Source organism: Pannonibacter sp. Q-1 (assembly GCF_054073275.1).
This window is the reverse complement of sequence record NZ_JBSXNB010000008.1, coordinates 23,022-37,821: the sequence shown is the minus strand read 5'-3', so window position 1 is coordinate 37,821 and position 14,800 is coordinate 23,022. Positions and strand designations below refer to the sequence as shown.

The 14,800-nt window shown below is 63.6% G+C and carries 11 protein-coding genes; 5 read left to right on the top strand and 6 right to left on the bottom strand.

Features of this window, described 5'->3' with window-relative positions:
* Positions 1 to 73 precede the first annotated feature (73 nt).
* Positions 74 to 967: a YihY/virulence factor BrkB family protein gene (locus ACVNHC_RS20070; RefSeq protein ID WP_457169034.1), complete on the top strand. Its 894-nt coding sequence runs from the start codon at positions 74 to 76 to the stop codon at positions 965 to 967.
* On the opposite strand, the gene ACVNHC_RS20065 is transcribed toward ACVNHC_RS20070, so the two are convergent.
* Positions 939 to 1,817, bottom strand: a complete 879-nt coding sequence (locus tag ACVNHC_RS20065; protein WP_457169032.1) for a DMT family transporter — start codon at positions 1,815 to 1,817, stop codon at positions 939 to 941. The genes ACVNHC_RS20070 and ACVNHC_RS20065 overlap by 29 nt on opposite strands.
* Before the next feature lie 266 nt (positions 1,818 to 2,083).
* Here ACVNHC_RS20065 and ACVNHC_RS20060 point away from each other — a divergent pair, with 266 nt between their 5' ends.
* Both ACVNHC_RS20060 and ACVNHC_RS20055 read left to right on the top strand, forming a co-directional pair.
* The gene (locus tag ACVNHC_RS20060) at positions 2,084 to 4,024 is read left to right on the top strand and encodes a methyl-accepting chemotaxis protein (RefSeq protein ID WP_457169030.1); all 1,941 of its coding nucleotides are present in this window, start codon (positions 2,084 to 2,086) and stop codon (positions 4,022 to 4,024) included.
* Positions 4,025 to 4,253: 229 nt separating this feature from the next.
* The gene (locus tag ACVNHC_RS20055) at positions 4,254 to 5,438 is read left to right on the top strand and encodes an NAD(P)/FAD-dependent oxidoreductase (RefSeq protein WP_457169028.1); all 1,185 of its coding nucleotides are present in this window, start codon (positions 4,254 to 4,256) and stop codon (positions 5,436 to 5,438) included.
* Between the two features lie 30 nt (positions 5,439 to 5,468).
* Here ACVNHC_RS20055 and ACVNHC_RS20050 read toward each other — a convergent pair whose 3' ends face one another.
* The gene (locus ACVNHC_RS20050) at positions 5,469 to 6,263 is read right to left on the bottom strand and encodes an alpha/beta fold hydrolase (RefSeq protein WP_457169026.1); all 795 of its coding nucleotides are present in this window, start codon (positions 6,261 to 6,263) and stop codon (positions 5,469 to 5,471) included.
* Positions 6,264 to 6,468: 205 nt separating this feature from the next.
* Here ACVNHC_RS20050 and ACVNHC_RS20045 point away from each other — a divergent pair, with 205 nt between their 5' ends.
* Together ACVNHC_RS20045 and ACVNHC_RS20040 are read left to right on the top strand one after the other, a co-directional pair.
* Complete coding sequence (locus ACVNHC_RS20045) at positions 6,469 to 7,398, top strand: sugar kinase (RefSeq protein WP_374630332.1); 930 nt, start codon at positions 6,469 to 6,471, stop codon at positions 7,396 to 7,398.
* 137 nt (positions 7,399 to 7,535) lie between these two features.
* A complete protein-coding gene (locus ACVNHC_RS20040) occupies positions 7,536 to 8,156 on the top strand; it encodes a L,D-transpeptidase (protein WP_058898638.1) in 621 nt (206 codons plus the stop codon).
* A gap of 638 nt (positions 8,157 to 8,794) precedes the next feature.
* Here the strand turns inward: ACVNHC_RS20040 and ACVNHC_RS20035 are convergent.
* From ACVNHC_RS20035 to secA, 4 genes are all read right to left on the bottom strand, one after another.
* Positions 8,795 to 10,288: a glycosyltransferase family 39 protein gene (locus ACVNHC_RS20035; RefSeq protein ID WP_457169024.1), complete on the bottom strand. Its 1,494-nt coding sequence runs from the start codon at positions 10,286 to 10,288 to the stop codon at positions 8,795 to 8,797.
* 11 nt (positions 10,289 to 10,299) lie between these two features.
* Positions 10,300 to 10,734 carry a GtrA family protein gene (locus tag ACVNHC_RS20030; protein ID WP_457169022.1) on the bottom strand — a complete coding sequence of 145 codons (435 nt, stop codon included), beginning with the start codon at positions 10,732 to 10,734 and terminating at the stop codon, positions 10,300 to 10,302.
* Complete coding sequence (locus ACVNHC_RS20025) at positions 10,731 to 11,771, bottom strand: glycosyltransferase family 2 protein (protein WP_457169020.1); 1,041 nt, start codon at positions 11,769 to 11,771, stop codon at positions 10,731 to 10,733. The genes ACVNHC_RS20030 and ACVNHC_RS20025 overlap by 4 nt, the downstream gene beginning before the upstream one ends.
* A gap of 98 nt (positions 11,772 to 11,869) precedes the next feature.
* Positions 11,870 to 14,656, bottom strand: a complete 2,787-nt coding sequence (gene secA, locus ACVNHC_RS20020; RefSeq protein WP_457169284.1) for a preprotein translocase subunit SecA — start codon at positions 14,654 to 14,656, stop codon at positions 11,870 to 11,872.
* Positions 14,657 to 14,800 lie beyond the last annotated feature (144 nt).

Genomic DNA, 14,800 nt, shown 5'->3' with positions numbered 1-14,800 from the left:
TCGGCCAAGCAGACAGTGCCGCAAAGGCAACATGGGCTTGACGCCTGCACGCCAAACGGGCCACATCGGGGATATGAAACTGATAAAGTCTCTGCCCGCCAGCTTCCGCGTCCTGTGGGATGCGGTCAGCCACTTCAATACGGATGATGGCTGGGCCATGGCCAGCCATGTGGCGCTGTCGACGCTGCTGGCGCTGTTCCCGTTCCTGATCTTCATCGCCGCCCTCACGGGTTTTCTGGGGCTCTCGGGCGTGGCCGATCAGGTCTCGGCGCTGATTTTCGATGCCTGGCCTCCGGTGGTTGCTGCCCCTGTCGCCGATGAGATCAACAAGGTGCTGACGGTCCGCCGTGGTGACCTGTTGACCTTTGGCGCCGTGGCGGCCCTGTGGTTTGCCTCCAACGGCGTCAGTGCAGTGCGGCTGGCGCTCAACCGGGCCTACCGGGTGCGGGAGACGCGGTCCTTCATCTGGCTGCGGCTGCAGGCGATCCTGATCGTGATCCTTGGTTCGGTGGCGCTGATTGCCTTCACCTTTCTCGTGGTGCTGGCGCCGCTGGTCCTGTCGGCGGCCCTCAAGTGGTTTCCGGGGCTGGCGGAAGTCTTCCAGGAACTGCACCTGACCCGCTATGTCATCGCAGGTTTCCTCGGCTTTGCCGGCCTTTATGCCATTCACTGGCTGCTTCCGGCCGGGCACCGCAGCATGATGGATGCGCTGCCGGGGGTGGTGCTGACGCTGGTGCTCTGGGTGGCGTCCGGCACGGTCTTCGGCTGGTATCTGGCGGGCTACGCGGATTACGTCTCCACCTATGCCGGTCTGGCCGGCGTCATGTCGGCGCTGGTCTTTCTCTACATTCTTGCCGTGCTGCTGCTGATCGGGGGTGAGCTGAATGCCGCCATCCTGCGCCAGAGGACGCTGGCGCAGCGCAGGGCGGCGCGCCGGGTCACGCCGGACGGGGCTTCCGGCGGATGAACAGGATCGCCGCCATGATCAGCACCATGCCTGCGATCTGGACAAGGGTAAGCGTTTCGCCAAACAGGAAATAGCTTTCCAGCGTCGTGGCGGCGGGCACCAGATAGAACAGGGATCCGACTTCTGCAGCCGATCCGGTGCGGATCATGTACATCAGCAACAGGATGGCGCCGATGGACAGCACCAGCACAAGCCAGGCCATTGCAAAAATGAGCTGGGGCGACCAAGTGATCTCCCAGGTTTCGGTGAAGGTCAGCGGCACCGTGAAGAGCAATGCGCCGGCATATTGCCAGGTGGTGCCGGTCACGTGGTCTGCGCCTTGCACGAAGCGCTTCTGGTAGACCGTGCCCAGGCTGATGGCGATGACGGACACCAGCATGACGGAGACGGTCACGGAGGTGATGCCGGAGGCCGCTTCGCCAAGCTTGGGCAGCAGCACCAGGAGAAGGCCGGCAGAGCCACCGGCAAAGCCCAGCCAGTGGCGCCAGGTGATCTGCTCTTTCAAAAGCCAGCCGGCCGCGAGTGCGGTCACAACCGGCTGCACGCCGACCATCAGCGCGGCTGCACCTGCGGGCAGCCCCTGCCGGATGGCCCAGAACACACCGCCCAGATAGATGCCATGCACAAGAATGCCGGTGACCATGCAGTGAATCGCGGTTTTCACCGGCAGGCGCCGGCCGGAGCCCAGCAAAACGCCAAGGCCAATCAGCAACGGAACGGCGAAAGCGTATCTCAGAGCCAGAAAAATAAAAGGTTCAATGAACGGTGCTCCAAGTTTGGAGCCGATAAACCCGGTCGACCAAAGTGAAATGAACGCAATTGGGGCGAGTTTCTGTGTTTGTATAGACATATGTCTGCCGGGTTGCGGTTTGTGGTGTCAAGAAGTGCATGCGTGGTGAAAATTTAATCAGCAAAGGCGCCTATTCCTAGAGGTGTATTCAGCCCGCATTAACGGCTCTTGCTGTTAAGAATACCGAGCCAGCGTGTAGTGGCTGTCACCTGATGGGAAACGTCTGAATGATCCGGAACACACACACCATTCCAGAACAGGCCCTTTCTGCACAAACCGGTGGCGGAGGCCGGTCCGCGAACGGGCTTACAGTACGTGCGCGGATCTTGTCCATCAGTCTTATCACGGCCGTGGGCCTGCTGGTGGTGGGGGCTGCCTTCTGGTGGAGCCAGTCCAAGGTGGAGGATGCTTTCCGGGCCTCCGAGGCGAACACCAACCTGGCGCGCGCGGCCTATGATTTTGCCGGTATCGCCAAACAGATGCAGATCGAGGAAAAACTCTATCTCTCTGCTCCGTCCACTGCCGTCTTTGACAGGTTCAAGGCCGAGGCAGCGAAGGCCGAAGCCGGTATTGCCGGGATTGCCGCCATGCCCGCCGCCAAGCCTTTGGCGAACGAAACGGCGGATGTGCAGGATACGGTCTCGGCCATTGGCGGTGCTTTCGCGGAGCTGCATGCCATTCAGGAAAAGATCGGCTTTGACGGCAGCTCGGGCCTCAGGGCGGATCTGACCGTCCTTGCTGACAAGGCGAAGAACCGGATCAATGACGAGCTCAAGTTCGGTGGTGCTTCCGATTTTGAAAAGCTCGTGCGTACGGTCATGGAAGTGCAGCTCGCCGAGCGCAAGTTCACCCTTTCGGGAGGTGGGCCGCGCGAGGAGTTCGATGAGGCCTTTGCCATGTACACCAAGATGCTGGGCCGGGCCTATATTCCCAATGAGGTGAAAGCCGAGATCGAGACCAGCATGACGGGTTACAAGTCCGCCTTCGATGCCTATGCGGATGCGCTGGTGGTGCGCTCGGACAAGATCACCCTGGTTGAAGACCTGTTCATGCTGCTGCCGCCGCATATCGAGGCGCTGATCAGTGCGGCACGGGCAGGCGATGCTGAAGCGGCTGCGCAGCTGGCTGATGTGCGTCAGCTGTCCTCGCTTGTGGTCTACGGCATCATTCTGGCCATGCTGGTTGGCCTGCCGGCGCTTGCCTTTGCCATCGGGCGCTCCGTATCCGGCCCCCTGACGCGGCTGCAGACATCCATGGAGCGTCTTGCCAGCGGCCAGACGGATGTGGAGCTGCCGCAGAGCAATTCCCGCGATGAGATTGCAGCCATGGTGCGCACTGTCCGTGTGTTCCGTGACAATGCGGCCGAGCGTATCCGCCTCGAAGCTGCGCAGGCCGAGGAGAATGCGGCACGTGATGAGCGTGTGCGCCGCCTGGAAGCCATCATCGGCACTTTCGAGCAGACCGTTCAGCGCGCGCTCGACAGTCTCGATGCCGCATCAAAGGATCTCGGCCAGGCTTCGTCCGCCGTGGAACATGCCTCCGATGAGGTGGCGGCACAGGCCGGCAATGCCGGCCAGAGCGTGCGCGTCGCGGCCCAGAATGTGACGTCCGCAGCCGGGGCTACGGAAGAACTGGCAGCCTCCATCAAGGAAATTGCCAATCAGGCTGACCGGTCGACGAAGGTCGCCAAGCAGGCTGTGGCCGGGGCAGAATCCACCTTCTCCACCATGCAGGCGCTTTCGAGCGCGGCGGACCGGATCGGCGCCGTGATGAGCCTCATTCGGGATATCGCCAACCAGACCAACCTCCTCGCCCTCAATGCCACCATCGAAGCGGCCCGCGCCGGAGAGGCGGGCAAGGGGTTTGCGGTGGTCGCCGCAGAAGTGAAACAGCTTGCCAACCAGACATCCAAGGCAACCGAGGATATCGCCGCGCAGGTGGAGGCGATCCAGAATGCGTCTGCCGGCGCCGTGACGGCCATCTCGGAAGTGCGGGACATCATTTCCGACATGGACAATCTGGCTGTTGCCGTCGCTGCTGCCGTCGAGCAGCAGGAAGCGGCCGTCAGCGGTATTGCGGCGAATGTTGCCGATGCGTCCAGCCGGTCGGAAGAAGGGGCCGAGCGTATGTCTGCCGTTGTCAATGCCACGCAGCACGCACGTTCCAGCGGAGACGAGGTTGACCGCCTGTCGCAGCTTCTGTCCGAGCAGGCCGGTGTTTTGCGCAAGGAAATCCGCAGCTTCCTTGAAGGCGTGCGCGCGGCCTGAACGAGACGGCCCTAACGATGCGTCCGGATTGATTGAACCAGGGCGATGGGGCCTGAGCCGGTCTTTTCAACATGGGTGGGGTTTCCCGCCCATGTTTTTCTTTTTGCGGACAAATCCTTCCACGTGAACCTTGTGTGAAGCTTGTCCGGCAAGGGCCTTTGCCTTGCCCGGCTTTTCCCGCTATCGATAGGCCCCAAAGAATATATCGGGCCGCGGGCCGGGAGTTGTCATGCAGGAGAGTATCGTCATCATCGGTGCGGGCCAGGCTGGCGCGCAGGTGGCGCAGTCCCTTCGCCAGGGCGGATTTGCAGGCGCCATCCATCTTCTGGGTGACGAGCCGCATCCCCCGTATCAGCGGCCGCCGCTGTCCAAGAAATTTCTCTCCGGCGAGACCGATGCAGAAGGCCTGTGGCTGCGCCCGGCGGCCTTCTACGAAACGCAGGACATCGGCCTGAGGACCGGCGTCCAGGCGACCGCCATCGACCGCACAGGCAAGACCGTGGTTCTGTCGAGCGGTGACGAGCTGGCCTACAGCAAGCTGATCATTGCCACCGGCACCCGCGCCCGCGCTGTGCCGCTGCCGGGCAGCAATCTGCCGGGTGTTCTGAGCCTGCGCTCGATTGCCGATGTGGACCATATCCGCAAGGCGCTCTCCGCCCATTCCCGTCTGGCTGTCATCGGTGCCGGTTACATCGGCCTTGAAGTGGCTGCCGTTGCCCGCGCCATGGGCAAGACGGTGACGGTGATCGAGGCGCAGGACCGGGTGCTGAAGCGCGTCGTGTCGCCGGTTATCTCAGCTTTTTACGAGGGGCTTCACCGGGAGCAGGGCGTCGATCTGCACCTCAATGCAGGTGTTGCCGGGATCGAGGGCGACGCGGCGGTGACAGGGGTGCGGCTGGCCGATGGCAGCCTTGTCGAGGCGGATCTGGTGCTGATTGCCGTTGGCGCCCTGCCGAATACGGAGCTTGCGGCAGATGCCGGGCTGGATGTGGAGGGCGGCATTCTCGTGGATGCTTCCGGCCGCACCAGCGATCCGGACGTCTATGCCTGCGGCGACTGCACCCGCTTCCGCTCCGCCCGCTATGGCCGCGATGTGCGGCTGGAAAGCGTGCAGAACGCCATCGATCAGGCCAAGGCGGTGGCACAGGCCATTCTGGGCCAGCCGGTGGACTATGATCCGCTGCCCTGGTTCTGGTCGGATCAGTATCACGTCAAGCTGCAGATCGCGGGCCTGTCCGAAGGCTATGACCAGACCATTACGGTGGGCGAGCCTGCGGAAGCAAAGTTCTACGTTGCCTATCTGAAGGACGGCCGCCTGATTGCCGTGGACAGCGTCAACGCGCCCCGCTCGCACATGATGGCCCGCCGGACCATCGGTGAAGCCTGGCGCGAAGATCTTCTGCCCCCTGCTTGAGGCGCCTTCTGTGTGTCCCGCCAGCGGGCGTCAACGCCCGCTGGTGATCTCCGCGAGAAGACGGATAACCTCGCGCGGTTGCTCCAGATGCGGCATGTGGCCGGTGCCGGCGAGGCGGTGCACGGCGATGCTGTCCGGCAGGCCCGCGCTCTGGCTCACGGGCAGCACGCCGTCCTCAAGGCCCCAGATCACCTGAACCGGCAGGGGCAGCGCGGCGACATCTCCAAGCGGCAGGGTCTTCTGCCCGTCACCGTCAAGGATCTCTTCCACGATCTCCTGCAGCGCTTCGACAGCACCCGGCCGTGACCTTGCTTCCGAGGCGTGGCGGGCGAGCTGGCGCGGCACGCGGAAGGAGGGGGCGAAGAATTCCGGCAACAGGGCGGCAAGCTCCTCTTCCTCCGCCGCCGAGGCGTAGCGGCGCAGCAGGTCCGCATTGATCTGCGGCCCGAAACCGCCGGGGCCGACCAGCGTCAGGCTGGCGATGCGCTCCGGCATGCGCAGCGCGATGAGCGCGGCAACGGCTCCGCCCATGGAGTGGCCCGCCAGATGCACCTTTTCCAGTTCCAGCGCGTCGAGAGACTGGCTGACCGCCTTGGCCGAGATGCCGGCATTGCCGATGCGCGGCCAGCCCACGGCCGTGCCGTGACCCGGCAGATCAAAGGCGATGCTGCGCAGGCGGGTGGAAAGACCCGTCTGGATGTTCAGCCAGCCCTGCCGGTCGCCGCCAAAGCCGTGCAGCAGCACCAGGGGTGTACCGGTCTGGTCCGTGCCCTGCTCGGCATAGGGCAAATGGGAGGGGACATCGGGCTTCAGGCTGATGGACATGGCGGCTTTCCGGCGCTGGATAAGTTTGCCTCTAGATAACGTCCCGGTTCCGCTCTGCCTAGCCGCCCGAATGGCGGGCGGAGGTGGCCGCTTAAGAGGATGGACTTTGCACCTGCCGGGGCATTAAATCGATTGAAAGATGCTTCTCATCGCTCTCCGGCTGGTCTAGAAGCGGCAAACCTCTTTGTTTCAGGGTGATTTTCAGATGACGAGCGCGGTGGATATCGTTTGCCTTGGCGAGCCCATGGTTGAGCTGAACCAGCATGAGGCCGGTGGTGCCTATCACCCCGGTTTTGGCGGTGATGTGTCCAACGCCGCCGTGGCTGCGGCCCGTCAGGGTGCCCGTGTGGCGCTGGCGACGGCTCTGGGCACCGATGTGTTCGGCGACAGCCTGCGCGCCATGTGGAAAGCCGAAGGCGTGGACGATAGCGAGGTCAAGGCCAACCCGGATGCGCCGACCGGCATCTATTTCGTCACCCACGGCGCCGATGGCCACCGCTTCTCCTACCGCCGGGCAGGCTCCGCCGCCAGCCTCTACCAGCCGCGCGACCTGCCGAAGGACATGCTGGCCAGCACCCGCGTGCTGCATTTTTCCGCCATCAGCCAGGCGATTTCGGCGTCTGCCTGCGACGCCTGCTTTGCAGCCGTCGAGCAGGTGCGGGCTGCGGGCGGCCTGATCTCTTACGACACCAACCTGCGCCTTGCTTTGTGGCCACTGGCCCGCGCCCGTGCGGTGATCCGCTCCACCATCGGCATGACGGATATCATCCTGCCGGGCCTCGATGACGCCCGCCAGATCTGCCATGCGCAGGATGCTGATGGCATCGCCGATGAACTGCTTGGCCTCGGTGCCAAGGTGGTGGCGCTGACCATGGGCGGCGATGGCGTGCTGGTTGCTACGGCAGAGCGCCGCGAGACGCTGGCGGCCCACAAGGTGAAGGCTGTGGATGCGACGGGCGCAGGCGACGCCTTCGACGGTGCGTTCCTGGCCGAATACCTGCGCAGCGGCGATGCATTTGCGGCAGCTGCCCATGCCAATGCGGCGGCAGCGCTCTCCGTTACCGGCTATGGCGCGGTTGCGCCGCTGCCGCGCCGGGCGGATGTGGAAGCATTTCTGGCCGGAAAAGCAGGCTGAGGCTTTCCGCCTGGACATGTAACGGTTTCTTCACCACGAAAACGCTAGAAATACTGGAGTTTCAGCCCGTCACCGTGCGGGCACTCCCGTTGCGTTCCTGTGTTTGATCCAACCGAAACCTTCCAGCGAGCCTTCCCATGCACCGTCTGTCCCGCCTGACCTTCATGGCTGCTGCTGCCGGCATCGCCTTGAGCGCATTTTCTGCCGTGCCCGCATCGGCCTATGACAACACCTATTATGATCCGGTCACGCGCCAGTGGCAGGAAATGAAGCTGACCCCGGAAGTGGCGGCCAAGATCGCCCGCCGGGAATACAAGCGCAAGACAGTGGATTACCGCGGCCCGGAGGCGCCCGGCACGATCATCGTCGACACCACGGAGCGCCGCCTTTACCACGTGCTGGGGAACGGCAAGGCCATGCGCTACGGCATCGGCGTCGGCCGGGACGGCTTCACCTGGAAGGGCGAGGAAAAGGTCACCCGCAAGGCCGAGTGGCCGGGCTGGACGCCGCCGCCGGAAATGATCGCCCGCGAGCGCAAGAAGGGCCGCAAGCTGCCTGCCTTCATGGCTGGCGGCCCGCAGAACCCGATGGGCGCCCGTGCGCTGTATCTGGGCAACACGGTCTACCGCATCCACGGCACCAACGAGGACTGGAGCATCGGCCAGGCCGTCTCCTCCGGCTGCTTCCGCATGTGGAACGATGACGTGGAACACCTCTACAGCGAGGTTTCCGTGGGCGCCAAGGTGGTGATCCGCTGAGGCGCTCGAGGGGAAAATACGAGAAAACTCAATAGGCTTCGTCATGCCATGGCTTGACCATGGCATCCACTCCGTGTCCTTTCCGCGCGTTCGGGGCATCTCTCTGCACCCATGTCTGGCTTCTCCGCTTGCCGGGGCGAAACGGCATGGATGCCATGATCAAGTCATGGCATGAGGGAGAGAAGGGAGATGGCCGGAGCGAACAACAGCCGGCGTCTTGCGAGAAAAATACGAGAAAACTCAATAGGTTTCGTCATGCCATGGCTTTGATCATGGCATCCACCCCGTGTCGTCTCCGGGTGTGGGGCATCTCCCTGCACCCATGTCTGGCTTCTCTCCTTGCCAGGGCGAAACGGTATGGATGCCATGATCAAGTCATGGCATGACGGAGAGAAGGGCGATGGCCGGAGCGAACAACAGCCGGCGTCTTGCGAGAAAAATACGAGAAAACTCAATAGGCTTCGTCCTGCCATGGCTTTGACCATGGCATCCACCCCGTGTCCTTTCCGCGCGTTCGGGGCATCTCTCTGCATCCATGTCTGGCTTCTCCGCTTGCCGGGGCGAAACGGCATGGATGCCATGATCAAGTCATGGCATGACGGAGAGAAGGAGATGGCCGGGGCGAACAACAGGCGGTCTTACCCGCCGGCGGCCTCCCCGGGCCGGACGATCAGCCAGTTGAGGCGCAGCGGCGGCCATTTGGCGGGGGCGGCATAAGGGATGTCGGCAAAGCCATCGCGCAGGCGGCCCGGATAGAGCGCGGCCAGCGAGCCTGTGGGCGTTTCGCTGTCACCCGTCCAGATCACCAGAACGCCGGTCCTCTTCACGTGCTCCATGCTGATCCACGGGGCAATGGCGGGGATGTGATCGGTGAAGAGATGCGGCCTGTCCGCAGAGAACAGGGTGACATGGGCCGCCGGCCACATGTCGCCCGCCACATAGGTGAGCGGCGTGCCGGTTGCCTCGCGCCAAGCCCTGTCCGCCTGCTCTGCGACGGCTGCACCGGGGAAGTGAATGCGCGTCGGCTTTTTCTTGATCAGCGGCTCCACCAGCGCCTGCCCGGCGGCAACGCTGAGAAAGATCACCTGCACTGCAGCGGCTGCTGTCAGCGCGCGGCGGATGGACCAGTTGCCGTTGCGGGCTGAGGCGAAGCGCACCAGCAAGAGCCCCGCCAGCGTGAACATGGACGCGCCCCACATCTGCTTAAAGGCATTGCCGGTCATGCCGGAGACCAGCATCACGACAAGAGCAGGCAGCAGGGTGAACCACAGCAGGAAACGCAGATCCGCCGAACTGCCACGGGGCGGCTCACCTTGTGGCGCCGTGCCGCGCAGGCCCGCCAGACCGAGCCCGGCGAAAATGGGGATCAGCACCGGCGCCATGCTGCCAAACTGGCCGAGCAGGAAGTTGACCGGGTTGAGAATGTGGTCTGCGATGCCTTCTGCCGGAACACTGCGGCTTGCGGCATAGGTGAAGGTCAGAAAATCCGTCTCCAGCAGCCACCAGACATGCGGCGCAAAAAGCACCAGCGCCAGCGCCATGGCCAGATAGGGGCCGGGCGTTGCAAGGCAGCGGCGCGCATCGCGGAAGGTCAGCGCATAGAGCCCGATGCAGCCGATGAGCAGGCCGGTAAAATACTTGGCATAGAGCCCGAGTGCGGCGGTGAGACCGAGCAGCAGCCAGTCCGCCAGCCGCCCCCTGGAAAGGCCTCTGTGGAAGAACAGCAGCATGCCGGCCCAGACGGGGATCTGCAGGATGTTCGGGTTGAACTCCGGCGCGGGCAGGGTGAAGTAGAAGGCGCAGCTGGTGGCCGCAATGGCCCAGAACCGCTGCCCGGGCGCAAGGCCCATGTCCCGGCCCAGCAGCCAGATCGCCAGATAGGTGAGGGCGTAGCAGATCTGGCTCAGCCAGTAGGCGCCGAAGGCATGGCCGCCGGTCAGATGATAGCTCCCCTCCAGCAGCCAGGCCTGCAGCGGCGGGTGCTTGGTGTAGCCGAGCGCCAGATCCCGGCCCCAGGCAAAGCCCTCCACCACATCCAGCGGCGGATTGGGAAACAGCACACTCGGCACCAGGGCCCAGAGCAGGCAGATGGCAAGGCAGTAGAGAAGGGTTGCGCGGGCGGCTGACATCATCGGTCGTCCGGTCATCGGGAGGCGGAGTTTGACGGTTCGGCAAAGGCCCAGAGCCGGGCGCCGAGGAAGGTGAGCGGCGGAACCACGAAGATCGCAATGATGATGCCCACCGCGCCGGGCAGCTGGGTGAATTTCAGCAGGGCCGCCAGGGCGCCGTTGTTCAGCACGAAGCCGGCGGCAGCCAGCACGAAGAAGCGGCGCATGCGCTGGCCGGTCTGTACCTCATCCGCAGAGCGGAAGCTCCAGGCGTGATGGCCGGTGAACGAGACGATGAAGGCCACCAGAAACCCGCCGATGTTGGAGAGTATCGGCGGCACATGGGCGAGTTCCAGCAGGCCAACGGCCACACAGGCGTGCACCACGGCGGCCGATACGCCGACGATGCCGAAACGGGCGATGGTGGCGAACTCCCGCAGAAGCCGCTGCTGCCGTTCCCGGGTCATCATGCGCTCTCCCCGCCGGAGGGATTTGCACCCGCTGGTGTTGCGGACGATTCAATGATGTCCTGCACCAGATAGACCGGCCGCTGCTTCGTTTCGATGAAGAGCCGTCCGATGTATTCGCCAATGATGCCGATGGACAGCAGTTGCAACCCGGAGAAGAACAGGACACTCACCATCAGCGAGGCATAACCCGGCACATCGATGCCATAGAGGATCACCCGTGCCACCAGAACCATTGCATAGGCAAATGCCGCTGTTGCGATGAGGCCGCCGCAGTACAGCCAGACCCGCAGGGGCACGCTGGTGAAGCTGGCAAGGCCGTCAAGGGCGAAGTTCCAGAGCTTCCAGTAGTTCCACTTGCCTTCCCCGGCCCGCCGCGGCGGGCGTTCGTAGGGCAGGAAGGTGGTGGGATGGCCAACCCAGGCAAAAAGGCCTTTCATGAAGCGGCTGCGCTCCGGCAGGCGCCCGAGGGACTCTGCTACACTGCGGTCGATCAGGCGGAAGTCTCCCGCATTGGCCGGCATGTGGATATTCGTCAGCCGGTCGAAGAGCCGGTAGAACATGCTGGCCGTGCTGCGCTTCATCAGGGTGTCCTGCGACCTGTCCACCCTGAGGCCATAGATCACGTCATAGCCTTGCTTCCAGAGTTCCAGCATTTCGGGGATGAGGCCGGGCGGATCCTGCAAGTCAGCGTCGAGAATGACGAGAATGTCACCCTTGGCGTGGTCAAGACCTGCGGTGAGGGCAGCTTCCTTGCCGAAATTGCGCGACAGGCCGATCAGCTTCCCGGGAAGGCCCTCCGACAGATGGCGGCAGATGATGCGGGCCGTATCGTCGCTGCTGCCATCATCAATGAAGATGAATTCGCTCTCCGCGGGAAGGCCGGCAAGGGCTGCCTGAGTTTCGGTGAGGAAAATATCCAGCACTTCGGCTTCGTTGTAGACGGGTACAACGATGGACAAGAGCGGGCGGGAGGGGCGCCGGGCGGCGCGCCGCTCCAGATAGACGGACTGGCTGGCCGCTGAGGGCGGGAAGTCCATGGTGAAGGCATCCCACATTCGGATTCTGGACGGGTCACGCCGCTGGCCGGCCCGTCAGGAAAAATGCCCCCGGCCGGGCCGGAGGCATCTGCTTCTTGTCAGCTCAGCACGCCGTGGCAGTGCTTGTACTTCTTGCCCGAGCCGCAGGGGCAGACCTCGTTGCGGCCGACCTTGCCCCAGGTCGCGGGATCATTCGGGTCGCGGGCAATGCCGGTGGCAGCAAAACCGCCCGACGACCGCTCATCGGCCATCTCGTCCTCGCCCGTCACCGGGTTGAGGTGATGGGGATGCATCTCGCGCGGCTCTTCCGGCATCTGCGGCGCCTGCTGGGTCACCAGTTCCACCCGCATCAGCTGGGAGGTGGTGATCTGGCGCAGCTGGGTCAGCATGGTCTCGAACAGGTTGAAGGCTTCGGTCTTGTATTCCTGCAGCGGGTCACGCTGGGCATAGCCGCGGAAGCCGATGACCGAACGCAGATGATCGAGGTTCGCCAGATGCTCGCGCCAGAGATTGTCCAGCGTCTGCAGCAGGATGGCCTTTTCCACCTGGCTCATGATCTGCTGGCCGAAACGGCCAAGCTTATCTTCCATGACGGCGTCGGCGGCCTTCATGAGGCGCTCGCGCACTTCCTCATCGGCAATGCCCTCTTCCTTGGCCCAGTCGACGATCGGCAGGTCAAGGTTGAGGAGGGTCTGCACTTCCTTAGTCAGGCCTTCCGTATCCCACTGTTCGGGATAGGCGCGTTCGGGGATATGCCGTGAGACGAGATTGTCGATCATCTCGTGACGCATGTCGGTCACGGTCTGGCCGAGGTCCTCGCCATCCATCAGGTCGATGCGCTGCTCGAACACCACCTTGCGCTGGTCGTTCATCACGTCATCGAACTTCAGCAGGTTCTTGCGGATGTCGAAGTTGCGCGCTTCCACCTTCTGCTGGGCCTTGGCCAGCGCCCGGTTGATCCAGGGGTGGATGATGGCCTCGCCGTCCTTCAGGCCCAGCTTCTGCAGCATGGAATCCATCCGGTCGGAACCGAAGATGCGCATCAGGTCGTCCTGCAGCGACAGGAAGAACTTGGAATGGCCGGGGTCGCCCTGACGGCCCGAACGGCCGCGCAGCTGGTTGTCGATGCGCCGGCTCTCGTGGCGCTCGGTGCCGATGACGTAAAGACCGCCGGCCGTCAGTGCCTTCTGCTTCAGGACTTCGATTTCGGCGCGGATCGCGGCCACGCGCGCATCACGCTCGGGGCCGGCTTCCATGTCCGCCAGTTCGCGCTCGATGCGCATGTCCGGGTTGCCGCCAAGCTGGATGTCCGTGCCGCGGCCGGCCATGTTGGTGGCGATGGTCACGGCACCGGGCAGACCGGCCTGGGAGATGATGAAGGCTTCCTGCTCGTGGTAGCGGGCGTTCAGCACCGCGAAGACCTTGTCTTCCTTGCCGCCCTGATCGCCGTTCTGCAGCGGCGCAAAGGCGTTGGGATCGGTCACATCCACCTGACGGTAGCCGTGCTGGCGCAGGCGCTCGGCCAGCATTTCCGATTTTTCGATCGAGGTGGTGCCGACCAGAACCGGCTGCTGGCGGGACTTGCAGTCGTCGATCAGCGCCACGATGGCGTTGAACTTCTCGTCCGCGGTCCGGTAGACCTCGTCGTCGTCATCGACGCGCTTGACCGGCATGTTGGTCGGGATCTCGACCACTTCCAGCCCGTAGATGTCCTGGAACTCGTCCGCCTCGGTCGCAGCCGTACCGGTCATGCCGGCCAGCTTGTCATACATGCGGAAATAGTTCTGGAAGGTGATCGAGGCGAGGGTCTGGTTCTCCGGCTGGATGCGGACCTTTTCCTTCGCTTCCAGTGCCTGATGCAGGCCTTCCGAATAGCGGCGGCCCGGCATCATGCGGCCGGTGAATTCGTCGATGATCACGACTTCGCCGTTGCGGACGATGTAGTCCTTGTCGCGCTGGAACAGCTTGTGGGCCTTCAGCGCCTGCTGCAGGTGATGCACGGCGCTGACGTTTTCCACGTCATAAAGCGACTCGCTGCGCAGCAGGTTGGCTGCACCCAGCAGGCTCTCCAGCTTTTCGTTGCCGCTTTCGGTGAAGGTGGCCGAACGCTGCTTCTCGTCGATCTCGTAATCTTCCGGCGTCAGGGCCGGAATGAAGGCATCGACCGTGTTGTAGAAGTCCGAGCGGTCCTCTAGCGGGCCGGAGATGATCAGCGGCGTGCGCGCCTCGTCGATGAGGATCGAGTCCACTTCATCGACGATAGCGAAGTTGTGGCCGCGCTGAACCATCGAAGCACGCTCATACTTCATGTTGTCGCGCAGATAGTCGAAGCCGAATTCGTTGTTGGTGCCGTAGGTCACGTCGGCGGCATAGGCGGCGCGGCGCTCCTCGTCGGACAGGCCATGCACGATGACGCCGGTGCTGAGGCCAAGGAAGCCGTAGACCTTGCCCATCATCTGGGCGTCGCGCTGGGCCAGATAATCGTTCACGGTCACCACGTGGACGCCCTTGCCTGCGAGGGCGTTGAGATAGACCGGCGCGGTGGCGACCAGCGTCTTGCCTTCACCGGTGCGCATCTCGGAGATCTGTCCGGAGTTGAGGACAAGGCCGCCGATCAGCTGGACGTCATAGTGCCGCTGCCCGAGGGCGCGGCGGGCCGCCTCGCGCACGGTGGCGAAGGCAGGGGCCAGAATGTCGTCCAGCGTGGCGCCTTTGGCCAGCTGCTCGCGGAAGGTCTGGGTGCGCGCGCGCAGCGCGTCATCCGACAATGCCTGTACTTCGGCTTCGAGAGCATTGATGGCCGCAACCTTCGCCTTCATGGCCTTGATCTTGCGGTCGCTCGGGGAGCCAAAAATCTTACGTGCTAATGCGCCAAGGCCGGCCATGTGGCGGTCCTTCCAAGTGACGGGCGGCATCAGGTGCAAGGCCCCTGTCGCCGGCCCTCAAAAAAATCTCATTTCCGGTACACGGTCCGCCTGCCTGCCCGCGTGCGGGCTGCGAAGCTGCCGTTCCATGGATGCCCCGCCCTT

Coding starts and splice junctions, on each gene's coding strand:
- ACVNHC_RS20070 (WP_457169034.1), top strand. CDS start 74: ATGAAACTGATAAAGTCTCTGCCCGCCAGCTTCCGCGTCCTGTGGGAT.
- ACVNHC_RS20065 (WP_457169032.1), bottom strand. CDS start 1,817: ATGTCTATACAAACACAGAAACTCGCCCCAATTGCGTTCATTTCACTT.
- ACVNHC_RS20055 (WP_457169028.1), top strand. CDS start 4,254: ATGCAGGAGAGTATCGTCATCATCGGTGCGGGCCAGGCTGGCGCGCAG.
- ACVNHC_RS20050 (WP_457169026.1), bottom strand. CDS start 6,263: ATGTCCATCAGCCTGAAGCCCGATGTCCCCTCCCATTTGCCCTATGCC.
- ACVNHC_RS20045 (WP_374630332.1), top strand. CDS start 6,469: ATGACGAGCGCGGTGGATATCGTTTGCCTTGGCGAGCCCATGGTTGAG.
- ACVNHC_RS20040 (WP_058898638.1), top strand. CDS start 7,536: ATGCACCGTCTGTCCCGCCTGACCTTCATGGCTGCTGCTGCCGGCATC.
- ACVNHC_RS20035 (WP_457169024.1), bottom strand. CDS start 10,288: ATGATGTCAGCCGCCCGCGCAACCCTTCTCTACTGCCTTGCCATCTGC.
- ACVNHC_RS20030 (WP_457169022.1), bottom strand. CDS start 10,734: ATGATGACCCGGGAACGGCAGCAGCGGCTTCTGCGGGAGTTCGCCACC.
- ACVNHC_RS20025 (WP_457169020.1), bottom strand. CDS start 11,771: ATGGACTTCCCGCCCTCAGCGGCCAGCCAGTCCGTCTATCTGGAGCGG.
- secA (WP_457169284.1), bottom strand. CDS start 14,656: ATGGCCGGCCTTGGCGCATTAGCACGTAAGATTTTTGGCTCCCCGAGC.